17 protein-coding genes are annotated in these 21,675 nt (G+C 64.0%); 8 read left to right on the top strand and 9 right to left on the bottom strand.

Annotation, left to right across the window (positions count from 1 at the left end; all coding sequences use genetic code 11):
- Positions 1-99: 99 nt before the first annotated feature.
- The 4 genes from GR138_RS22745 to thrC all read right to left on the bottom strand — a co-directional run bounded on the left by GR138_RS22745 (position 100) and on the right by thrC (position 6,009).
- Positions 100-687: a GNAT family N-acetyltransferase gene (locus GR138_RS22745; protein WP_160861549.1), complete on the bottom strand. Its 588-nt coding sequence runs from the start codon at positions 685-687 to the stop codon at positions 100-102.
- Between the two features lie 118 nt (positions 688-805).
- Positions 806-2,980: a mechanosensitive ion channel family protein gene (locus tag GR138_RS22740; protein WP_160861548.1), complete on the bottom strand. Its 2,175-nt coding sequence runs from the start codon at positions 2,978-2,980 to the stop codon at positions 806-808.
- A 235-nt stretch (positions 2,981-3,215) separates the two neighbouring features.
- Entirely contained in the window at positions 3,216-4,514 is a 1,299-nt protein-coding gene (locus GR138_RS22735; protein ID WP_202402784.1) for a M16 family metallopeptidase, read from the bottom strand.
- 97 nt (positions 4,515-4,611) lie between these two features.
- Positions 4,612-6,009 carry a threonine synthase gene (thrC, locus tag GR138_RS22730; RefSeq protein ID WP_160861547.1) on the bottom strand — a complete coding sequence of 466 codons (1,398 nt, stop codon included), beginning with the start codon at positions 6,007-6,009 and terminating at the stop codon, positions 4,612-4,614.
- Positions 6,010-6,333: 324 nt separating this feature from the next.
- Between thrC and GR138_RS22725 the strand changes: the two genes are divergently transcribed.
- Positions 6,334-6,888: a hypothetical protein gene (locus GR138_RS22725; RefSeq protein ID WP_160861546.1), complete on the top strand. Its 555-nt coding sequence runs from the start codon at positions 6,334-6,336 to the stop codon at positions 6,886-6,888.
- Between the two features lie 99 nt (positions 6,889-6,987).
- Here the strand turns inward: GR138_RS22725 and GR138_RS22720 are convergent, their stop codons facing one another.
- A complete protein-coding gene (locus GR138_RS22720) occupies positions 6,988-7,677 on the bottom strand; it encodes an HAD family hydrolase (RefSeq protein ID WP_160861545.1) in 690 nt (229 codons plus the stop codon).
- A 238-nt stretch (positions 7,678-7,915) separates the two neighbouring features.
- Here GR138_RS22720 and GR138_RS22715 point away from each other — a divergent pair, with 238 nt between their 5' ends.
- Positions 7,916-9,379 (top strand): calcium-binding protein, encoded by a 1,464-nt coding sequence (locus GR138_RS22715; protein ID WP_160861544.1) that lies wholly within the window; start codon positions 7,916-7,918, stop codon positions 9,377-9,379.
- 55 nt (positions 9,380-9,434) lie between these two features.
- On the opposite strand, the gene GR138_RS22710 is transcribed toward GR138_RS22715, so the two are convergent.
- Complete coding sequence (locus GR138_RS22710) at positions 9,435-10,112, bottom strand: ArsR/SmtB family transcription factor (RefSeq protein ID WP_160861543.1); 678 nt, start codon at positions 10,110-10,112, stop codon at positions 9,435-9,437.
- A gap of 128 nt (positions 10,113-10,240) precedes the next feature.
- On the opposite strand from GR138_RS22710, the gene GR138_RS22705 reads away from it, so the two are divergent.
- The gene (locus tag GR138_RS22705) at positions 10,241-10,570 is read left to right on the top strand and encodes an NIPSNAP family protein (RefSeq protein WP_160861734.1); all 330 of its coding nucleotides are present in this window, start codon (positions 10,241-10,243) and stop codon (positions 10,568-10,570) included.
- On the top strand, positions 10,567-10,914 hold the full coding sequence (locus GR138_RS22700) for an antibiotic biosynthesis monooxygenase family protein (protein ID WP_160861542.1): 348 nt from the start codon (positions 10,567-10,569) through the stop codon (positions 10,912-10,914). Before GR138_RS22705 ends, GR138_RS22700 begins: the two co-directional genes overlap by 4 nt.
- Positions 10,915-11,130: 216 nt before the next feature.
- On the opposite strand, the gene GR138_RS22695 is transcribed toward GR138_RS22700, so the two are convergent.
- Positions 11,131-12,807, bottom strand: coding sequence for a vWA domain-containing protein (locus GR138_RS22695; RefSeq protein ID WP_338091142.1), 1,677 nt, complete (start codon positions 12,805-12,807; stop codon positions 11,131-11,133).
- A gap of 231 nt (positions 12,808-13,038) precedes the next feature.
- Between GR138_RS22695 and GR138_RS22690 the strand changes: the two genes are divergently transcribed.
- The gene (locus tag GR138_RS22690; RefSeq protein WP_160861541.1) at positions 13,039-14,169 is read left to right on the top strand and encodes a site-specific DNA-methyltransferase; all 1,131 of its coding nucleotides are present in this window, start codon (positions 13,039-13,041) and stop codon (positions 14,167-14,169) included.
- Between the two features lie 350 nt (positions 14,170-14,519).
- On the opposite strand, the gene GR138_RS22685 is transcribed toward GR138_RS22690, so the two are convergent.
- Positions 14,520-15,137: an HAD family hydrolase gene (locus GR138_RS22685; protein WP_160861540.1), complete on the bottom strand. Its 618-nt coding sequence runs from the start codon at positions 15,135-15,137 to the stop codon at positions 14,520-14,522.
- 89 nt (positions 15,138-15,226) lie between these two features.
- The gene (mutY, locus tag GR138_RS22680) at positions 15,227-16,321 is read right to left on the bottom strand and encodes an A/G-specific adenine glycosylase (protein WP_420853699.1); all 1,095 of its coding nucleotides are present in this window, start codon (positions 16,319-16,321) and stop codon (positions 15,227-15,229) included.
- A gap of 163 nt (positions 16,322-16,484) precedes the next feature.
- Between mutY and GR138_RS22675 the strand changes: the two genes are divergently transcribed.
- From GR138_RS22675 to smc, 3 genes are all read left to right on the top strand, one after another.
- On the top strand, positions 16,485-17,006 hold the full coding sequence (locus GR138_RS22675) for a DciA family protein (RefSeq protein WP_160861538.1): 522 nt from the start codon (positions 16,485-16,487) through the stop codon (positions 17,004-17,006).
- A gap of 174 nt (positions 17,007-17,180) precedes the next feature.
- Positions 17,181-18,023 carry a DsbA family protein gene (locus GR138_RS22670; protein WP_160861537.1) on the top strand — a complete coding sequence of 281 codons (843 nt, stop codon included), beginning with the start codon at positions 17,181-17,183 and terminating at the stop codon, positions 18,021-18,023.
- Between the two features lie 75 nt (positions 18,024-18,098).
- A complete protein-coding gene (gene smc / locus GR138_RS22665) occupies positions 18,099-21,563 on the top strand; it encodes a chromosome segregation protein SMC (protein WP_160861536.1) in 3,465 nt (1,154 codons plus the stop codon).
- Positions 21,564-21,675 lie beyond the last annotated feature (112 nt).

Raw genomic sequence — 21,675 nt, 5'->3', positions numbered from 1 at the left:
GCGGCTGACACGCAGCGTTTGCAGCACGAATGAAGACGTCATTGAAAGCGCATTGTCCTTAGGTACTGCCCAGTCCTGTCGCGTCGCGTGCTGCTCGGGTCACCTGCCGGTCGCCAGAAGCGAAAACATCACGTGGTCGCGCCACTCCCCGTTTATCTTCAGATACTCCCGAAGGTAGCCTTCCTGCTGAAAGCCGGCCTTTTCAAGGAGACGGATGCTTCTTGTATTGTCTGGAATACAGGCTGCCTCGATACGGTGCAACTGAAGGCTCGAAAAGATATAGGGGATGGCCAGTTTCAGGGCACCATACATATGGCCTTGTCCGGCATGGGGCTCGCCCATCCAGTAGCCGATCATGCAGCATTGCGCCGCCCCCCGGCGGATATAGCCCACGGTCAGCCCGCCGAGCAGGGTGTTTTCCCCCCGCTCGAAAATCAGCAGCGGCACGGCCTGGCCGGAGGAAAATTCCTGTTCATTGCGCACGACGCGGGCACGAAAGGAACTCTCGGTCAGCTCATCCCCCCGCCACGTCGGTTCCCACGGCTCGAGGAACCGCCGGCTGCCCGACCGCAGGGCATACCATTGGCGATAATCGTTGAAACGGGGGAGGCGCAGCAGATGGCGATCGCTCGCAAGCTCGACGGTGTCGGACTGCCGCGACAGAAACCGAAAAACCGATCGTGTCATCCATTCCTCCGCGCACACCAGCCGTGAGACACGCCTGCCGCTGAGAGTATGACAGCAGGCGCGACGGCGTCAAATGGCTTGCGGCCCCGAAGGTATCTCACTGCCGCCGCTCGGTTTTTCAAGCCTGCTCCTCGGAAGCCGCCGGGTCGATTTTCCGGCGTTGCAGATGCATTTGCGCGGCCATTGCTTCCTTCTCCGGGTCGATCGGGGGGGCTCCCGCCGAATGGCCCTGGATGTGCACCGTGGGTACGGGCAGCTCGATACCGTTCTGCTTGAAGACCTCGCGAACGCGCAGATAGAACTTGCGCTTCATGCCGAAGGCGCCGCCCGGACGCGTCGTCGCCTTGATGCGCAGGACGATGCCGTATTCACCGAATTCCTGCACGCCCTGCAACTTGATCGGCTCGATGATCCAGGGCTTGTATTCCGGGTCCTCGGCCAGTTCCAGCCCGATCCGCTTGATCAGCTTGCGCGCGAAGTCGAGGTCCGTTTCGAAGCCGACAGTGATGTTGAACTTGTCGGTGGCCCAATCGCGGCTTCCGTTGCGCACGGCACCCAGCTCCCCGAAGGGAATGGTGTAGAGCGACCCGCGATGGTGGCGCAGCTTCACGGAGCGCAACGAGAAGCTCTCGACGGTGCCGCTGAACTTGCCGGTGGAAATGTACTCCCCGACCCGGAAGGCGTCGTCGAGCAGATAGAACACGCCGGAGATCACATCCTTGACGATCGTCTGGGCGCCGAAGCCGACGGCCACGCCAACGACGCCCGCGCCCGCGATCAGCGGCCCTATCTGAATTCCGACCGATGACAACACCATCAGGACCGCCATGACGAGAATGATTGCGAGCATGATGTTCTGCAGGATCGGCAACAGCGTGCGCAAGCGGGCCTGCTGCGGATCGAGCACCGGCGCAGCTTCCCCATCGTGCATCGCGACCGGCGCCTGGACGCCGATCTTGCGCTGGATGACCGCCTTGATGATCGACCATACGAAATCGGCCCCGAGCACGATGACCGCCGCATTGAGCAGGCCGCGCAGAATGAGGGTCATGCGCGGGCTGGTTTCCGCCATGCTCGACATGTCGAGGCCCCATACCTTTGCCAGGAGATAGGCGGCGAGCACGATCAGGCTCAACCGGATGGCGCGATCGACGACCGCGACGGTGACGGCGGGAAGGGGCGGTGTGCCGCTGTCGCCTCGCGGCGGCCTCAGCACGTAATTGACGGAATGCGTCGCCACGATAATGGCCATCGGTGCGGCGACGGCCGCCACAGCGAACCAGAAGGCCACGTTGGCACCGCTGACGCGGACGAGGAACAGCAGCACAAGATAGACGGTGAGCAGCCAGGACGTCGCCTTGTGGCTGAAGAGGCCGGGACGCTCCTGATCCTCGGCTTGCGCCACGGGCCGCTTCCAGACGGCCAGCAGCGCGATGACCAGCAGGGCAAGGTCGGCAGGCACGATGAGAGCGAGCACGTCATCCGGCGCGAAGCCGAAGCGCGAACGAAGGGATATCGTCGCCGCGCCGACCGCGACGACGGCGGAAAAGATGACGATCCAGCGATACCAGTGATCGGCGCGTGCGTCGCTGATGTTGAAGGCGCGCACCTCGCGCGCGCGGACCACGCCCATGAAAGACGGCAGCAGGACGACACGCGCGACAATGCGGATCGCCCAGATCGCGATGGCCGCCGTCAGATAGGCGAGCACGATCTCGCGCAGAAGGGGCGGCCAGTCGAACAGGAGAAACGCCCCGGCACTGCCGATCGTGAAACCGCCCAGCATGAGCAGGCCGACCAGGAAACGCCCGCCGAACTTGCCGACCCTGCCTTGCGGCGTTTCCATGTCCTGCGCGATGACCCAGAGACGCAGGGGGCGCGACAGACGAAAGGCGATGTAGGACAGGGTGGCCCCGACACCGACGAAGAGCGCGACCAGCGCAACGACGCTCAGGCCGCCCCTCTCGCCGACATCCTTCATGACCACCTGGCGCACCGTATCGAAACGCTGCGGCATGAGCGGCCAGGCATGTGCAAGCCGCGTCAGGTGCGTCTTCACGCGGTCGAGCGCCGACGACATCATGCCCTGGTCGCTATCCGCCGGCGGCACCGCTGCATCTTCTGCGGCAGCAGCCGTAGGCGCCCGCCGGGCGGCCAGCCATTCCTTGACCGTGGGATCGTCGAGCAGGCCAAGCAACTGGTCGACCTTCTCGGGGGTGGGCGTCGAAACCTGCGCCGATACCGGTGCCGACAGAACAGGGAACAGGATGAGGAGCGCGAACAGGATAAGCATTGCCCGTGCCGGAACCGAACGTCGTTTTTCCGGCCGATCATGCGTGAAAGGTAGGACGCTTTTCATGGATGTGGGGATCCGCAAGTCATGGATACGATGATCCGTAAGAACTCGATGAAAAGCGGCTTTGCGTCAATCGAATATCGCGGCCAGGCGCAAGCATGGCGTCGATATCCCAAGCTCCCGCTGGTCGGCTGTCAGGCGGGCGTGTTGGCGACGGGGCCGGGAGGTCCCCTCAGCCCGCCGCGCGCTCCGGCACGGTCCCGCGCGCAAGTGAGCGCGCAATGTCGCCGGTGGGCACGAGATGGTCGAGCGGTCCGATCGCCGAGATCGTCGGGGCGGTGTCGAAGAACAGGCGGCCGGCGAGGTCGGTGAGGCGTTCGATGGTGATGCCGGCGAGGCGTTCCATCAGTTCCTCGTTGGGGATCGGGCGGCCGTAGAGCATCATCTGGCGGGCGATCTGGCCGGCGCGGGCGGCCGGGCTTTCCTGACCCATCAGGAGCTGGGCGCGGATCTGCGCGCGGGCGCGCTCGATTTCCTGCTGCTCGATCGTGTCCGAGGATTTCTTCAGTTCGTCGAAGATGACGGGCATCAGTTCCGGCAGGTTCTCGCCGCCCGTCGCGGCATGGATGCCGAAAATGCCGGTATCGGAAAAGCCCCAGTGGAAGGCGTAGATCGAGTAACAGAGGCCGCGATGCTCGCGCACTTCCTGGAAGAGGCGGGAGGACATGCCACCGCCGAGGATGTTGGCGAGGATCTGCGAACAGTAGAAGTCGCGGGCGTGATAGGCCTTGCCTTCGAAGCCGAGCAGGACCTGCGCGTCCATGAGGTCGCGCGTCTCACGGATGTCGCCGCCGGTATAGCGGGCGGGCTCGAAGACGGGCGAGATCTTCGGCGCGGTCGGCAGGCTCGAAAAACGGTCCTCGACCTGGCGCACGAACTCGTCGTGGTTCACGGCACCGGCCGCGACGACGAACATGCGGTCCGTCGTGTAGTTGCGGTCGAGATAGTGGCGGATTTCACCGGGCGTGAAGGAGAGCACCGAGTCCGGCGTGCCGAGGATGGCGCGGCCGATGATCTGGTCGCGGTAGGCGACTTCGGAGAACTTGTCGAAGACCACGTCGTCGGGCGTGTCGTTCGCCGCGCCGATTTCCTGCAGGATGACGTGTTTCTCGCGGCGAAGCTCGTCCTCGTCGAAGACGGATTCCGTCAGGATGTCGGCGAGGATATCGACCGCGAGCGGCACATGGTCCTTCAAGACGCGGGCATAGTAGGAGGTGGTTTCCGTGGATGTCGCGGCGTTGACTTCGCCGCCGACATTCTCGATTTCCTCGGCGATTTGCCGGGCGGAGCGGCGCTCCGTGCCTTTGAAGGCCATGTGTTCCAGAAGGTGGGCGATGCCGTGCTCGTCCGTGGTTTCGTTTCGCGACCCGGACTTGATCCACACGCCGAGAGCGACACTCTCCAGATGCGGCATGTTTTCGGTCACCACGGTCAACCCGGAAGCAAGCCGGGTGCACTCAACTTTCATCATGCGCACTTTCTGCGTTTCAGCATGTCCGCTCGCCTGGAGACTGGACATGCCCTCCTGTGATCACACAATCCCTGACGAAACCGCTTCCGGAATTGCCCTAGCCCCGGATTCGCGAATGGTCGCCGATGAAGGCTTCCACGACGTCGAGTTCAGAACTCAGCACGTCAAAACGCTCCTCCCTTTGCATCAGATCAGCAAGCCATGATGGAAGCGCCGGGTCAATACCGCAGGCCGATTTTACTGCGGCAGGGAATTTTGCCGGGTGGGCGGTGGCAAGCGTAACCATTGGCGAACCGGGCTTTTCGTGCTTGGCGGCGACGAAGACGCCGATTGCCGAATGCGGATCGAGCAGGTAGCCGGTGTCCTTCAGCGTGTCCTTGATCGTCTGGGCGACCTGCTTTTCCGAGGCGCGGCCGGCGCGGAATTTCTTGCGGATCGTCTTCAGCGCGTGCGGCTCGATGTCGAAGGCGCTCGATTGCTTGAGGCTCGCCATGGCGCGGCGCACCGCGCCGGCATCGCGATCGCTGGCCTCGAACAGCAGGCGCTCGAAGTTCGAGGAAATCTGGATGTCCATCGAGGGCGAGGTGGTAGCCTTCACGCCCTTCATCTCGTAGCGACCGGTCTTCAGCGTGCGGGCGAGAATGTCGTTCTCGTTGGTGGCGATCACCAGCTTGTCGATCGGCAGGCCCATGCGCTTGGCGGCGTAGCCGGCGAAGATATCGCCGAAATTGCCGGTCGGCACGGTGAACGAGATCTTGCGATCCGGCGCGCCGAGTGCCACGGCGCTGGTGAAGTAATAGACGATCTGGGCCATGATGCGCGCCCAGTTGATCGAGTTGACGCCGGAAAGCTTCATCCGGTCGCGGAACTTCGTGTCGTTGAACATCGCCTTCACGAGGTCCTGGCAGTCGTCGAAATTACCCTGGATGGCAAGCGCGTGCACGTTCTTCTGCTTGGACGTGGTCATCTGGCGCTGCTGCACCGGCGAGACCTTGCCCTCCGGGAACAGGATGAAGATGTCGGTACGCTCGCGGCCCGCAAAGGCGTCGATCGCCGCCCCGCCGGTATCGCCCGAGGTGGCGCCGACGATGGTGGCCCGCTCGCCGCGCACGGCAAGCGCATGGTCCATCAGGCGGGCGAGCAACTGCATCGCCACGTCCTTGAAGGCGAGCGTCGTGCCGTGGAAGAGTTCGAGGACGAAGGCGTTCGGCCCGGTCTGCACCAGCGGCGCGATCGCCGGATGGCGGAAGGTGGCATAGGCTTCGTCGATCATCGCGCGGAACTTGTCGGCGGGAATGTCACCCTCGACGAAGGGTGTCAGCACGGTGAAGGCGATCTCCTGGTAGGATTTTCCGCGCAGCGCCCGGATTTCCTTCTTCGAGAAGGTCGGCCATTCGCGCGGCACGTAGAGGCCGCCGTCGCGGGCAAGACCCGCCAGAAGCGCATCGGAGAAACCGAGGGAAGGGGCCTCGCCCCGTGTCGAAACATAATCCACGTTCAAAGGTCCTTGGAATTGTTGGGATTTGCGGAGGGTAACGTCCGCCGGTCGTTCGGTCGCTGTGCTGCCATCGTCCTTCCGACCTTACCCGAAAGGCCACGCATGCCGCAGGTCTCTTTGCGGCAGATCGTGGCAATGCCGTTGCGTCATGCCCGTTGAAACGGGCTTGTCCGAAATTCTGCGGGCGGTTTCATTCGACAATCGATTTTTCGCCACGCCGCTGCTATAGACCATCGCCTAGGGTCGTGAAAAGGCCCGCTAAAAGAGTTCCGAAAGGCTTGGTCGCCGGGGGCGGGGCCTGATCGCAGGGGTACAAGTAACGTGTTTGGACTGAATATCCGCCGCTTTCTCGGCATCTCCCTTCTTGCTGTCGTCGCCGGCTGCAACCAGACCGACAATGCCAATATGGGCGTGACGACTGACCCGTCCGGCGTGCAGACCGCACACCAGCAGCAGACCGGAACGGCGGTCGTCCAGGGGGCGTGCCCGCAGGTCTATCTGCGGGATGGCACGGCGGTGCTTCGTCGCTATGCCAAGGGCGCCAAGGACGATCCGCAAAAGCTGCTCTATCAGGTGACGCTCGCCGATACGACGCGCCAGTGCGTGCTGAACGAAAACCAGCTCGTCGTGACCGTGATGGTGCAGGGCCGCGTGGTCGAGGGGCCGGCCGGTACGGGTGGTACGGTGAATGTGCCGATCCGGGTCGCCGCGACGGACGAAAAGACGACGCTCTATTCCGAACTCGTGCAGCACTCGATCAACACGACGACCGGCCAGTTCGTCTTCACGCAGGCCAATGTCGCCCTGCCAGGCGGTTCCGGCGGCTTCACGAAGGTCTATGTCGGCTTCGACGAAGGTCCGTACAATACGAAGTAAGAGGTTGGGAATTAGGCAGTAGCCAATAGAGATTGACGTCGCTTTCCGTCAGCCTCATGTCACTGCCTACTGCCTACTGCCTACTGCCTACTGCCTAGATCAGATCGCTTCCTGCCATTCGGCAAGCGCCGTGATGACACCCGGCAGCTCGCTCATGCGCGAGATCACCGTTTCCGCACCGGCTTCCGTCAGGCGGTCGGCATGGGAAGGGTAGGTGTGCGAGGCGCCGGTGAAGCCGACGACGCGCATGCCGGCGGCGCGCGCACCTGCAATGCCATGCACCGAATCCTCGATGACCAGCGTGCGTGCCGGATCGGCGTTGAACTGCTTGGCGCCGTGCAGGAAGATGTCCGGCTTCGGCTTGACGCGGTCCGGTCCGAGATCCTTGGCGGAATAGATATGCGGCGCGAAAACCTGCTTGAGGCCGACCTTCGACAGCATCATGTCGAGGCGGTGGAAGGAGGAATTCGAGCAGATGCAATAGGGCTTGCGGATGCGCGAGAGCATCAGCTTGACGCCGTCGATCACCTTCACCTCGGCGGCAAGCCGCGCGTCGAGCAGCTTTTCCGACTTGTCGAGCAGCGAGGCCGAAAGCGGAATGGAGGCTTCGCGTTCGATCGTCAGCAGGATGTTCTGCCAGGTCATGCCGGCAAAGCGCTCGCCCATTTCCTCGACGCCGATCGGATAGCCGGCCTCCGTCAGAAGCCGGGATTCAACCTCCGCCGCGATGATTTCCGAATCGACCAGAACACCGTCGCAGTCGAAAATGATGAGGTCGAAACCGTCCATGTCGTCGTCTTTCCTTTGGGAGCACCGATACGCCCGGCAAGCGCGGCTTCCCTACACCAAAGGGCCGAAGGCGACAATTGCCAGATTGGCAGGGCTGTTTTGCGGCAACCTTGTGTTGCGGTTTTCGCAAGGTCGAGTTGTGTTTTGCCGCCCCGCGCTGTTACCCTGGGAACATGGGCGTCGGGTCGCTGCCCTATAGTGCAGCCATTGACGGCACCCGTTCTACCAGGAGATCGAAATGGCAAGAGATCCGAATGGCAAGATCAAAGGCACCAACAGCGATGACGTTCTGTGGGGCACCGCGCGCGTTCTGGGCGATGGAACCTACGACAATGCCAGCGACATGGACAGCGCAAGCCACAAGGGTGCAATCCGCGGCTATGGCGGCAACGACACCATCTTCGGCGACATCTACAACAATGGTAACGACTACACCGAAGGCGACGTGGCCTATGGCGGCGATGGCGACGACCGTATTTTCGGCGATTGCGGTACCGACGAACCGAACTGGCAGACCAGCGGGAACGGTGCGTCCGATACCCTTTACGGCGGCAACGGCAACGACCGGATCTACGGGCAGGCCGGCGCCGACCAGCTCTACGGCGACGAAGGCAACGACCTGCTTGTCGGCGGCATCGGTGGCGATGGCCTTTATGGCGGCGCCGGCAACGATGTTCTCTGGGCCGATATCCAGGGCGTGACCTATGCCGCGCAGTCGTTGAACCGCCTTTATGGCGGCACGGGCAACGACACGCTGAATGGCGGAACCGGCAGCGACGACCTCTACGGCGAGGCTGGTAGCGACCTGATCTATGGCGGTGGCGGTGACGACGACATGGAGGGCGGCGACGGTGCCGACATTCTCTACGGCGGCGCCGGCAACGACATCATGAATGGGGCCGATCTCTACGCGAAGGCAGATGGTGCCGATCGTCTCTACGGCGAAGCCGGCAATGACGATATCAAGGGCGGGGCGGGCAACGACTTACTTTCCGGTGGCTCGGGCAACGACTACTTGGATGGCGGCGCCGACAATGACTATCTTGATGGCGGTACCGGCGCCGACACCTTCGTCTGCGGTTCCGGCAATGACACCTACATCATCGACAACAGCAACGATGTCCTCCGGTTCGAATACGCCGATTCCGGCACGGACACGGTCAGGTCATCGGTCACCTGGCGCCTCGGCGATTACCAGGAAAATCTCAGCCTGACAGGCACGGCCGCCATCTCCGGCATCGGCAACGATGTGCGCAACATCCTGCGTGGCAATGACGGGGCGAACACGCTGAACGGCAAGGGCGGCAACGATTTCATTTCCGCCGGCGGCGGCCAGGACAAGGTCTATGGCGGTCTGGGCGCCGACGATCTCATTGGCGGGTCCGGAAACGATACGTTCGTCTTCACGTCGATCAAGGACTCAACCGTCGCCGCCAGCGGCCAGGATACGATCCACGATTTCGTCAGGGGCGACCGCATCAATCTGTCGGCGATCGACGCCAACACGACGGTCGCAGGCAACCAGGCCTTTGCCTTCATCGCGAACGAAGGCGGCTTTACCGGCAAGGCCGGACAGTTGATCTACGACAGGACGGCCTCGGATACCTATATCCACGGTGACGTGAACGGCGACAAGAAGGCGGATTTTTCGATCCACCTCGATGACGCCATGACGCTGCTGAACGGGGACTTCATCCTGTAAACGGGTCTTGCGTCGCAGGCGTTTGAAGGGCGGCTTTCGGGCCGCCCTTTCTCGTTCAGGGAAACAGCGCCACGAACCGCCGCTCGCCTTCGGCCGTGAAGCGGATGGCGCGGCTGTCCTTCTCGCGCTTCGCCCAGCCGTCGGCGATGAAGCGGCCGAGCAGCGCTTCGCCCAGCGAACCAGCGAGATGCGAGCGCCGTTCGCTCCAGTCGAGGCAGGTGCGGCAGACGGGGCGACGCTGGGCGCGAAGGGCGGGCACGTCGATGCCGATGGCGGCGATGCGGGCCTCGCCGGATTGAGTCAGCGCGGCATCGTCGCCGTCCAGCGTCACGTCGCCATCCGCCACCAGCCGGTCCAGCATGCGCACGCCGAAATCGCCGGCGAGGTGGTTGTAGCAGACGCGCGCTTTGCGCAGCGCCGGGTCCTTCGGGCCGGGGCGCGTGCGCAGGTGCCCGCGATTGGCGGCAAAGCCCATGATGTTTTCGAGCAGCAGGCCGACCTCGTCGTCGGCGAGCGCGAAATAGCGGTGCCGGCCCTGCTTGCGCTGGGCGATCAGCGCGCCTGCCTCCAGCTTGGAAAGGTGCGAGCTTGCGGTCTGCAGGGTGATGCCGGCGGCACCGGCAAGCTCGGTCGCCGTCAGCGCCTGGCCGCCCATCAGCGCGGTCAGCATGTTGGCGCGCGCGGGATCGCCGATGAGCGCGCCGATCTGGGAAATGTCCGGGCCTTCCTTCATACTTCGATGTTAGCCGAAGCATTCATGTCGGGCAATATGGGAAAAGCGGGTGTCTCAAACGAGGCAATTCCAGCAATGTGCGCGAGCGGTTTTGCCTCCGGGATCGCGCAAGACAAAGGGAAATGACGATGATCACCTGCTTCATCCGCTACAAGATCGACCCGTTCAAGAAGGATGCTTTCGCCACCTATGCCCGCAACTGGGGCCAGGCGATCCCACGCTGCGGCGCCGACCTGATCGGCTATTTCGGCCCGCATGAGGGCTCCGCCACCACGGCCTACGGTGTCTACAACATTGAAAATCTTGCCGCCTACGAGGCCTATCGCGCCCGGCTTGCTTCCGATCCGCTCGGCCGCGAAAACTACGACTTCGCCAGCAGCGAGCGCTTCATCCTGAAGGAGGACCGCATCTTCCTCAAAAACGTCTCGCTGCCGCATGCACCCAAGGTGACGCCATGATCGCCGTGATCTTCGAAGTGGTGCCGGCCCCCGGTCGCATGGATTATTACCTCGAAACCGCGCGCGACCTCCGCCCGCTGCTCGACGGCATCGACGGGTTCCTTTCGATAGAACGCTTCCGGAGCCTCACCGACCCGACGCGCCTGCTCTCGCTCTCCTTCTGGCGCGACGAGGCGGCGGTCAAGGCCTGGCGGACGACCGAGGAACACCGCGCCGCCCAATCCCTCGGCCGCCACGGCGTATTCGACGCCTACCGGCTGCGCATCGCCAGCGTGGTGCGGGATTATGGGTTGAACGACCGGGATCAGGCGCCGGAGGATAGCCGGGCGTTTCATGCGGCGTGAAAGCAAGTGGCCCGCTCACGTCCGGTCGTTCCACTTCGTTCCGAACGCCTCGGTGTTGCGTTCACAAGGCCCTCAACCTTCACCATTGTCATCCTCGGGCTCGACCCGAGGATCCACCAACACGGCAAACACTAACCTTGTCGCATGGATCCTCGGGTCAGGCCCGAGGATGACAACGGTGAGGAGTGTCGTATGGACTTCCCATCATGTTCGCGGCTACTGCACCGCCACTTCCGACCGCTCTCCAACTTTCACCGTCGCCTTCGCCTCTTTCGGCGCCACGTCGCCCTCATATTTCACGCGCACGACATAGTCGCCGGGCGGCAGTGTGTCCTGCCACTCGGTGCCATAGTTGTAGGACAGCGATTTCTGGTTGCCCTGGATATCCTTCGCGGCACTGATGATTTCGATGAAGTTCGCCCCGGGTGCGGTGATCGCCAGCACGCCGGCATTGAGGTTGACGGTGACTTCCGTCATCTCGCCGGCTTTGACGCTGAACGGGATCTCGCCCGTCGCCGAGCCGAGTTTCGCCGTCAGCACATGGTCGCCGGGCGGGACATCGAGTTTCGTTCCGGTTCCATAGCTGTAGGCGACGACCTTGCGGGTGCCGTCAATGCTCTTGTTGGCGGCGACCACCTCGAAGAACGTGTCGCCGGAATCGACCTCCGGCCCGCCTTCTGCATAGATCGCCTTGTTGAGCACGATGCCCGAGCCGATGACGAGGTCTCGTTCGATCGTCTCCCCGGCTTTGACCGTGACGGTCTCCGTCACCTTGGCGGGGCCGATGGAGCCGTTTAGCGTTACATCGCCGGCCGAAGCATAGAATTTCGCGGTGCCGTAATAGGTGGTGGAATAGTCGCCGAAGGCGATCTGGACAGCCGCATTGCCATCAGCTTCCGCATCCTGCGGTGTCCGCTTCGGCTTGATCGTCAGCAGACCCGCATCGAAGTTGACGAAGGGTTTTGCCACCGCGCCGTCCTTTACCTCGAAGGGGACCTCCCGCTTGATCGAACTCTGCAATGTCGCGACCGCGACATATTTGCCCGGTGGGTAATTGCCGGAATATTTGCCCTTGTACTGGGTCTCGACGGTGTCGCCGGCGGGCTGGCCGTTCGCGTCCGCCTTGAAGATCTGCCAGAACACATCGTTGTTGTCGCCAAGCGACGGGCCGCCCTCTGCAAGCACGCTGTCGAGTTCGGTGTTGAATTCGATTGCGGGCACCGGCTCCGGTTCGGGCTCGGCGACCGCCACCTCCTGCGCAGGCTTCGACATCGGCGCTTCCGCCACCGTCTCGGTCAGCGCCGCGACGAGCTGTGTCGCGTCGGAGGCCTGGAAATATTTGCCGCCGGTGTTTTCGGCAAGGCAGGCGACCTGCCTGCCTTCCTCTTCCGTCAGGCCGAAGCCGACGACGTGGGTGGTGAAGTCGACGCCCTTGCTTTCGAGTGCCGAGGCAAGCGCGCAGGGATCCGCCTCGCAGGTCTCCAGCCCATCCGTCACCAGCACGACGGTCGCCTTGTCCTCGGTGTATTTCAGGATATCGGCCGCCTGTTCGACGGCGTGCGAAATCGGCGTCTTGCCCTTCGGGTTGATGCCCGCGACGAAGGAATTGATCGCATCCCCGGTGCCCGCACCCGGCGGCACGGCAAGCTCGATATCGCTGCAGGAACCCTTTTCGCGGTGGCCATAGACCATCAGGCCGAGTTCCGTACCCACCGGCACGGATTTCAGCACCGTGCCCAGCGTCTCGCGGGCAACGTCGATCTTCGCGCGACCGTCGATCTGCCCCCACATGGAGCCGGACGCGTCGAGCACGATCATTGTCTTGTCGGCGGCGATCGTCTCGGTGGCGGCTAGAAGCCCCGCCAGAAGCATGAAGGCTGCTCTCAGTCGCACATCGCTCTCCTCGGTCTGCCGGCAAACCCGGTCGTTCACGCCGGCAGGGCGCGGCATGCTCATCGAATGACGGGTGGGACGCACCATCTATTCGCGGCTGCTTGAATTCCGCCGAAGGTCCCACCGCGGAACGAATATCGCTTTTTCTCCAATCCTTTCAGTCTTTGGTAACCATCTTCGGTAACCATGAGGATCAGTTCAGCTCCGAGTAAGCGTATCAGCGAGTATCAAATGCCATCTGTTCTTTCGCTTGCAGACGTCTCCCGTTCGCCCCGCAAAAGCGGTTGGCTAGACTCGATCATCAAGGGAGATTGCGTTGCAGCCCTTGAGGCTCTGCCAGACCAGTCCGTCGACGTCATCTTCGCCGATCCGCCGTACAACCTTCAGCTTGGCGGCATGCTCACGCGCCCGGACCAGTCGCAGGTCGATGCGGTCGATGACGAATGGGACCAGTTCGCCTCCTTCGAGGCCTATGATGCCTTCACCCGCGCCTGGCTGCTCGCCTGCCGCCGCGTGCTCAAGCCGTCCGGCACGATCTGGGTCATCGGCTCCTACCACAACATTTTCCGCGTCGGCGCCACGCTTCAGGACCTCAATTTCTGGATCCTGAACGACGTTATCTGGCGCAAGGCGAACCCGATGCCGAACTTCAAGGGCCGCCGGTTCCAGAACGCGCACGAGACGATGATCTGGGCGACCCGCGACCCGAAGGCCAAGGGGTATACGTTCAACTACGATGCGATGAAGGCCGCCAACGACGACGTGCAGATGCGCTCGGACTGGCTGTTCCCGATCTGCAACGGCGGCGAGCGCCTGAAGGATGCCGACGGCAAGAAGGTGCACCCGACCCAGAAGCCGGAAGCGCTGCTCGCCCGTATCCTGATGGCCTCTTCCAAGCCCGGCGACGTGGTACTCGACCCGTTCTTCGGCTCCGGCACGACCGGCGCTGTCGCCAAGCGCCTCGGCCGCCACTTCGTCGGCATCGAACGTGAGCAGGCCTATATCGACGCCGCGCGTGAACGCATCGACGCTGTCGAACAACTCGGCAGCGGCATGCTGTCCGTGATGACCGGCAAGAAGGCCGAACCGCGCGTCGCCTTCAACACGTTGATCGAAAGCGGCCTGATCGCCCCCGGCACGGTGCTGACCGATGAACGTCGCCGCTACAGCGCCATCGTGCGTGCCGACGGCACGCTCGCGGCAGGCAACGATGTCGGCTCCATCCACCGCGTCGGCGCGCGCGTTCAGGGGTATGACGCCTGCAACGGCTGGACCTTCTGGCATTATGCGGACGGTGCCACGCTGAAGCCGATCGATGCATTGCGCACTATCGTGCGCGCCGGCATGGCCGGCATCGAATAGACCTCTCGACGACAAAACGGTTTCTCCAGCCGCGGCCTCCGGTGTTCCCTGCACCGGGGGCTGTGGCTTTTGAGGGGAGGGTGCACGCGTCATTTGACGCGATCCCCCCAACTTCCACGGGCGCGATTCAGGTGATGTTAACCATCAAGCGCTTACTGTGATCTGGTAAACACGTCAGGCCAAGCAACGGAAATCGTTGCGGAAAGCCAGGGCCGATCAACCGGCCGGGCAGGCCGGATATCGCTTTTCCGGTTTTTGTACCTTCAGTCCCGGAAAGGTGAAAACGCCCGGAGCCGCAAAGCTCCGGGCGTTTCGGTTTAGATGCCGCTACGTACGTCGCGCCCCCTCAATCAAAGCGCAATGCCGTGCGCCGCAAGGTCGCTTTTCAGCTTCTCCGGATCCGTGAACTGCACGGCATTCCAGCCGGCGTTTCGCGCGCCGACCACATTTGCCGGAGCGTCGTCGATGAACAGCGTATGGGCGGGCGACAGGCCGAAATCCTTCGCGTGTTTCTCGTAGATCGCAAGGTCGGGCTTGATGAGGCCGATCTCCCCGGAAACGGTCACGCCGCGCGGCATGTCGAGGAAGGGGTAGAGCTGGCGCGCCTGCCGAAACGTATCGGCGGCAAAGTTCGTGAGCATGGTCACGTCGCGACCTTCGGCAATGAGCGCTTCCATGATCGCCACACTCTCCACATAGGCGTGCGACACCATTTCATGCCAGCATTTGCGGAAGGCGCGGATATGTTCGCTGCGCTCGGGATGTTCGGCAATCAGCAGGTCTTCCGCCGCCGCCCAGTCGCGCCCTCGGTCCTGCTCGAGGTTCCAGTCGTGCGTGCAGACATTGGCGAAGAACCAGTTGCGCTCGGCGTCATCGGGGATCAGGCGGGCGAAAGGGATATGCGGGTCGTAGTGGATCAGCACCTTGCCGATGTCGAAAACGATGTGTCTGATTTCGATGCTGCTCATGCTGTCCTCGTGTGTCTTGGGAATTGGGAACTCGGCAGTAGGTAGAGGCAGTAGGTGGCAGTGATCGCTCTCCCCCTATTGCCCAATTCCTATTGCCTACCGCCTGAAAACGCGTCCGGTATCGCTTGTTTTATTGCCTTCTTCATGACGGTCGGCAGTGCCTCGCCGTCGAGCGTGTCCTTTGCCTGCCACCAGCCTCCGCCGGCGCCGGCATTGCGCGGCACCTTGGAACGGTAGATGGAGAGGCGCAACTCGAAATGCGTGAAGACATGGGTGACGGTGCCGCAGGCCTGCCACTCGGCCTGAAAGGGTGCGGCCTCGGTTCCCGTCTCGCCATCGACGCGCGCCGTCCATGCGCTGCCCGGCACTTCCGTCATGCCGCCGAGCAGGCCGCTCTCGATCCGCTTGCGCAGGAAAACCGCACCCGTCTCGTCTTCGGCGATGAAGGCGGCACCCAGTCGCACCGGCTTCTCCTTCTTCGCCGCCTTGCGCGGAAACAATTCCGGGTCTTCGCGCCCGAGCACGCGACAGCTCGCATTCAGCGGACAGAGCGCGCAGGCGGGCCGCCGCGGCGTGCAGATCGTCGCACCGAGATCCATCATCGCCTGGGCGAAATCCCCCGGCCGGTCCGGCGGCGTCATGGCGGCCACCAGTGCCCGCATTTCCGGCTTTGCCGCGGGAAGCGGCGTCGTGATGGCGTGCAGGCGCGAAATGACGCGCTCGACATTGCCGTCGAGCACGGCGCTTTTCCGGTTGAAGGCGATGGCCGCGATCGCCGCCGCCGTATAATCGCCGATGCCGGGCAGCGCCTTCAGCCCATCCTCGGTATCGGGAAAGATGCCATCGTGCTCGAAGGCCACCACTTCGGCGCATTTCTTCAGATTGCGGGCGCGCGCGTAATAGCCGAGCCCCGCCCAGGACTTCATCACGTCTTCGTTGTCGGCCCTGGCGAGATCGCTCACCGTCGGCCAGCGGGAGGTGAACAGGGCAAAATAGGATTTGACCGCCTGCACCGTTGTCTGCTGCAGCATGACTTCCGAAAGCCAGATGCGGTAGGGATCCGGCGTCACGCCGCGCGCCGCCATCGGCGGGCTCACCCGCCAGGGCAGGTCCCGATGATGCCGGTCGTACCAGGCAAGAAGCAGGTCGGCGGGCGCCGCTGTCCGGTGGGCTTGGGTCATCATTTGCCTGAATAGGGTCGGAGCGCCTATAACTGGCGGAGTGATCCGCGATCTTCAAGTGCTTCGCGGTAAAAACAGGAATATTTTCCCTGCCGGCAAGTCCGGCAAAGGCGTGGAACGCGGTTTGGCCTGTGGCGAATTGCGTAACAGAGAGTCAAGGTAAAGCGTGAACACCAAGGCCAAGGAAGCGAGACGCGGCATCGTCCAGATCAGCGAAGTGGCGAACGCGCTGATTGATCCGGTGCTGGCGAAACGCGCCGGCATCAATACGATGCTGCTTGGCTCGTGGGACGAGATCGCCGGCAGCCAGTTTGCCGATTGCACGCGGCCGGAGCGCATTTCCTGGCCGCGCCGCGCTTCCGAGATGGCGGGCGAGAGCGGCGGCTACCAGCCGGGCGTGCTGACGATCGCCTGCGAGGGGGCGCGCGCCCTGTTCCTCAGCCACCAGCAGGGCGAGATCATCCAGCGCATCAACGGCTTCTTCGGTTTCCCGGCGATCAGCCAGGTCAGGATCGTGCAGAAACCGGTGGCGGCACAGCCGCGTCGCAAGCCCAAGCCGCGCCCGCTGACCGGTGCAGCGGCCCGCCATCTCGACGATCTTGTCGAGGGCATCGAGGGCGAGGCGCTGAAGGCGGCGCTGAAGCGCCTCGGCACGGCGGTGCTTGGAATGCCGCGCAAAGCACCGTGAGCAACCATCGAACGGTCACAATTCTTTGAAGTTACTGGCGTCAACTCCGCTTGTTCCTGCCCCAAAGCAGGTATAACGGGAGTGCCGAGAGCAATTCCGCATGCGAAGTGGTTTTCCGTTCGGACTTGCATCGATGGACCAAAGAATTCCCTATTCCTTCCGACAGGAGAGACCATGTCCCTTTCCGAAATGAGCCTGATGAAGCGCCTCTTGACCGGCGCTGCCGTTGCGGCGCTCGCCGTGACGCTGGCTGCCTGCTCCGACGAGAAGAAGGAGGAGACCGCCAAGGCTCCCGAGACCAGCCAGACGACCACCGGCGAAAGCGCAAGCTCGACGCCGGCGACGTCTACCGGCACGACGACCGAAACCGCCACGACGACGACCACCACCACGACCCCGGCCGAGACGGCTCAGAAGCCTGCGGCAGAGGTTCCGTCCGCCGAAGGCGATGTCGACATGGCGGAAGTGCTGAAGCCGGGCGCGCTGCCGGACATGATTCTGGGCGAGGCGAACGCCCCCGTCACCATCGTCGAATACATGTCGACGACCTGCCCGCACTGCGCGGCCTTCCACAACAACACCTTCGACGCGATCAAGGCGAAGTATGTCGATAGCGGCAAGGCGCGTTTCATCGTGCGCGAATTCCCGTTCGATCCGCGCGCCGCGGCTGCCTTCATGCTGGCCCGCTGCCAGCCGCAGGATTCCACGAAGCTCACCGAAGCTGCGCAGTATTACCCGATGATCTCGATGCTCATGAAGCAGCAGGAAACCTGGGCCGCCGCGCAGGATGGCCGCGAAGCACTGCTTCAGATGTCGAAACTCGCCGGTTTTACACAGGAGAGCTTCCAGGCCTGCTTGACGAACCAGAAGCTTCTGGATGATGTGAACGCGGTACGGGAACGCGGTGCCAAGGAATTCGGCGTCGCGGCGACCCCGACCTTCCTGATCAACGGCAAGCGCTATTCGGGAGACATGTCGGTTGACTCCATGTCGGCCCTCATCGACAGCCTTCTCTGATCCTTCGACCGGATTTCCGGCGGGCGACGGCGAAAGCCGTGCGCCCGCTTTTTGTTTTGCGGCACGGGTGAACGCATGAAGTTCACCAAGCTCCGCGTGCTCGGTTTCAAGTCCTTCGTCGAACCCATCGAATTCGTCATCGAGCGCGGCCTCACCGGCATTGTCGGGCCGAACGGCTGCGGCAAGTCGAACCTCGTCGAGGCGTTGCGCTGGGTGATGGGGGAGAATTCCTACAAGAACATGCGGGCGTCCGGCATGGACGACGTCATCTTCTCCGGCTCCGGCCAGCGCCCGGCGCGCAACACCGCCGAAGTCGGCCTCTATCTCGACAATTCCGATCGCACCGCGCCCGCCGCCTTCAACGACCAGGACGAAATACAGGTCACGCGCCGCATCGAGCGCGAGAACGGTTCGGTCTACCGCATCAACGGCAAGGAAGCGCGCGCCAAGGATGTGCAGCTGCTTTTCGCCGATGCCTCCACCGGCGCGCGCTCGCCGTCCATGGTCGGGCAGGGCCGTATCGGCGAGCTCATCCAGGCAAAGCCGCAGGCCCGCCGCCAGCTGCTCGAAGAGGCCGCCGGCATTTCCGGCCTGCATTCCCGCCGCCACGAGGCGGAACTGCGCCTGCGCGCCGCCGAAACCAATCTCGAACGGCTCGACGACGTCACCTCGCAGCTCGAAAGCCAGATAGAGAGCCTGAAGCGCCAGTCGCGCCAGGCGAACCGCTTCAAGGCGCTGTCGGCCGATATCCGCCGCCACGAGGCCATGCTGCTGCACATTCGCTGGGTGCAGGCGAAGGAGGCGGAAGGCGAGGCGGAAAGCCAGCTCAACCAGGCGACCTCGCTCGTCGCCGAGCGGGCGAATGCGCAGATGCAGGCCGCCAAGGACCAGGCCGTCGCCAGCCTGAAGCTGCCGGAACTGCGCGACAACGAGGCGAAACTCGCCGCCGTGCTGCAGCGTCTGCAGATCGCCCGTGCGCAGCTGGAGGAAGATTCCGCCCGGCTGCTGCGCCGCCGCGACGAACTGACCCGCCGCCTTGCGCAGCTTGGCGAGGATATCGTTCGCGAGGAGCGCATGGTGGCCGACAACGCTGCCGTGCTGGAGCGCCTGACGGCGGAAGAGGAAGAAATCGGCGAAATCCTCGCCGAGGCCGATGAGCGCGCCGGGGCCGCCCGCGAGACGATGAAGGAAGCTGCCGCCAAGCTTTCCGAGAGCGAAGAGGCCCTCGCTACCGTCACCGCCGAGCGCGCCGAGGCGCAGGCCGCGCGCAACCAGCTTGAAAAGGCGATCCGCGACCTGTCCGAACGCCACCTGCGGCTCGGCCAGCAGCTTGACGCGCAGGCGCGCGACCTTACCGAGATGGATGCCCGCATCGCCGATCTGCCCGATCCGGAAGAGCGCCGCGCTGCCGTGCAATCGGCCGAAGAGGTGCTGGAAGCGGCCGGCGAGATGTTGGTTGCCGTGGAGGAGGCGCTGGAGGAAGCCCGTTTCAGCGAATCCGCCCTGCGCGGTCCCGTCGATACGGCGCGTGCGCGCCTTGCCGGTATCGAGACGGAGGCCCGCACCATCCGCCGCATGCTGGAGGCTGGTCGCGCGGACGGTTCCTTTACGCCGGTCGTCGATGATGTGCATGTCGATCGCGGTTATGAAACAGCGCTCGGTGCGGCCCTTGGCGATGATCTCGATTCGCCTGCCGATAGCGCCGCTCCGGTGCATTGGCGCCTGACCGGCACGACGTCGGACGATCCGCATCTGCCGGCCGGCGTGACCGCGCTCACCAGCCATGTCCGTGCGCCAAAGGTGCTGCACCGCCGGCTTGCCCAGATCGGCATCGTCGCAAGCGTCGATGAGGCGCTTTCCCTCCTGCCGCACCTCCGGGCCGGCCAGCGGCTCGTCACCCGCGAAGGCGCCGTCTTCCGCTGGGACGGCCACGTCACCGGCGCCGACGCGCCGAGTGCCGCCGCACTGCGTCTCGAGCAAAAGAACCGCCTTGCGGAACTCGAAGCCGCGTTGGAGGACGCGCGCGCGGCGCTGACGGATGCTGAAGCCGATCTCGCCCGTGCCGGCGAGGTGATCCGCGCCGAGATGCAGCGCCAGCAGCAGGCCCGCGAGGCGCAGCGCAATGCCGGCCGTGCGCTTGCCGAAGCGCGTGATGCCCTGGAAGCCGCCGAGCGCGCCTCCGGCGATCTCATTCGCCGCCGTGCCGTGCTCGCCGAGACGCGCGTGCAGATCGAGGCGCAGGCCGAGGAAGCCGCGCAATCGCTGGAGGACGCGCGCGCTGCGCTGGAAGGCGCTCCTGACCTTGCCGATCTCGACCTTCGCCTGCGTACCCACACGATGGAGGTCGCAACCGACCGGGCGATGCTTGCCGAGGCACGCGCTGCCCATGACGGCCTTGCGCGCGAAATGGCCGACCGCCGCCGCCGGCTGATGGCGATTTCCGCCGAGCGCGAAACGTGGAAGAGCCGCGCCGCCAACGCGCAGGAACATATCGCCACGCTGCGAGACCGCGAAGGCGAGGCGCGCGAGGAAGTGGAAGAGCTGGTCGAGGCGCCCGACGAGATCGAGGAGAAGCGCCGCGAACTTCTGACCGGCTTGAGCAATGCCGAAGCTGCGCGCCGGGAAGCGGCCGACGCCTTGCAGGCGGCGGAAAACCACCAGCGCGAGGCCGACCGCACCGCCACCACCGCCCTGTCGCAACTCGCCGAATCGCGCGAAACGCGCGGCCGTGTGGAGGAACGCCTCGTCTCGGCCCGCGAGCGCCGCGTGGAGGGCGAGGTGCGTATCCGCGAGGCGCTCTCCTGCGCGCCGCACGAGGCACTGAAACTCGCCGGGCATCCGGCGGATGCACCGCTGCCGGATCCGCGCGACCGCGAACGGGATCTCGATCGCTTGAGGATCGAGCGCGAACGCCTCGGCGCCGTCAACCTGCGCGCGGAGGAGGAGCAGAAGGAACTGACGGAAAGGCTCGATGCCATCGTCGCCGAGCGCGAGGATATCATCGAGGCGATCCGCAAGCTGCGTTCGGCCATCCAGAGCCTCAACCGCGAAGGCCGCGAACGCCTGCTTGCCGCCTTCGACGTGGTCAATGTGCAGTTCCAGCGCCTGTTCACCCACCTGTTCGGCGGCGGCACGGCGGAGCTGCAACTGATCGAGAGCGACGATCCGCTCGATGCCGGCCTTGAAATTCTCGCTCGTCCGCCCGGCAAGAAGCCGCAGACCATGACGCTGCTGTCCGGTGGCGAGCAGGCCTTGACCGCGATGGCGCTGATCTTCGCCGTCTTCCTCACCAACCCGGCGCCGATCTGCGTGTTGGACGAGGTGGACGCGCCGCTCGACGACCACAATGTCGAGCGCTACTGCAACCTGATGGACGAGATGGCGGCCTCCACCGAGACCCGTTTCGTCATCATCACCCACAACCCCATCACCATGGCCCGCATGAACCGCCTCTTCGGCGTCACCATGGCCGAGCAGGGCGTGTCGCAACTGGTGTCGGTGGACCTGCAGACGGCCGAGCAACTGCGCGAGGCGTCGTAGGCCAGTCCGGCCCGGACGGCATCGTCAAACAGCCCCCTGTCGCCGGATTCAAAGGTCATCCTGCCGGGTTTGGGAACACACTCTCGACCATTCCGAAGCACGCACATGGCAT

The organism is Shinella kummerowiae, assembly GCF_009827055.1.
In the GTDB taxonomy this organism is placed as follows: Bacteria; Pseudomonadota; Alphaproteobacteria; order Rhizobiales; family Rhizobiaceae; genus Shinella; species Shinella kummerowiae.
This window is presented reverse-complemented; position numbering and strand designations above follow the sequence as displayed.

Bases quoted from the DNA above. Each gene is read 5' to 3' on its own strand.
- GR138_RS22745 (WP_160861549.1), bottom strand. From the start codon at position 687: ATGACACGATCGGTTTTTCGGTTTCTGTCGCGGCAGTCCGACACCGTC.
- GR138_RS22740 (WP_160861548.1), bottom strand. From the start codon at position 2,980: ATGCTTATCCTGTTCGCGCTCCTCATCCTGTTCCCTGTTCTGTCGGCA.
- GR138_RS22735 (WP_202402784.1), bottom strand. From the start codon at position 4,514: ATGATGAAAGTTGAGTGCACCCGGCTTGCTTCCGGGTTGACCGTGGTG.
- GR138_RS22720 (WP_160861545.1), bottom strand. From the start codon at position 7,677: ATGGACGGTTTCGACCTCATCATTTTCGACTGCGACGGTGTTCTGGTC.
- GR138_RS22715 (WP_160861544.1), top strand. From the start codon at position 7,916: ATGGCAAGAGATCCGAATGGCAAGATCAAAGGCACCAACAGCGATGAC.
- GR138_RS22710 (WP_160861543.1), bottom strand. From the start codon at position 10,112: ATGAAGGAAGGCCCGGACATTTCCCAGATCGGCGCGCTCATCGGCGAT.
- GR138_RS22705 (WP_160861734.1), top strand. From the start codon at position 10,241: ATGATCACCTGCTTCATCCGCTACAAGATCGACCCGTTCAAGAAGGAT.
- GR138_RS22700 (WP_160861542.1), top strand. From the start codon at position 10,567: ATGATCGCCGTGATCTTCGAAGTGGTGCCGGCCCCCGGTCGCATGGAT.
- GR138_RS22690 (WP_160861541.1), top strand. From the start codon at position 13,039: ATGCCATCTGTTCTTTCGCTTGCAGACGTCTCCCGTTCGCCCCGCAAA.
- GR138_RS22685 (WP_160861540.1), bottom strand. From the start codon at position 15,137: ATGAGCAGCATCGAAATCAGACACATCGTTTTCGACATCGGCAAGGTG.
- mutY (WP_420853699.1), bottom strand. From the start codon at position 16,321: ATGATGACCCAAGCCCACCGGACAGCGGCGCCCGCCGACCTGCTTCTT.
- GR138_RS22670 (WP_160861537.1), top strand. From the start codon at position 17,181: ATGTCCCTTTCCGAAATGAGCCTGATGAAGCGCCTCTTGACCGGCGCT.
- smc (WP_160861536.1), top strand. From the start codon at position 18,099: ATGAAGTTCACCAAGCTCCGCGTGCTCGGTTTCAAGTCCTTCGTCGAA.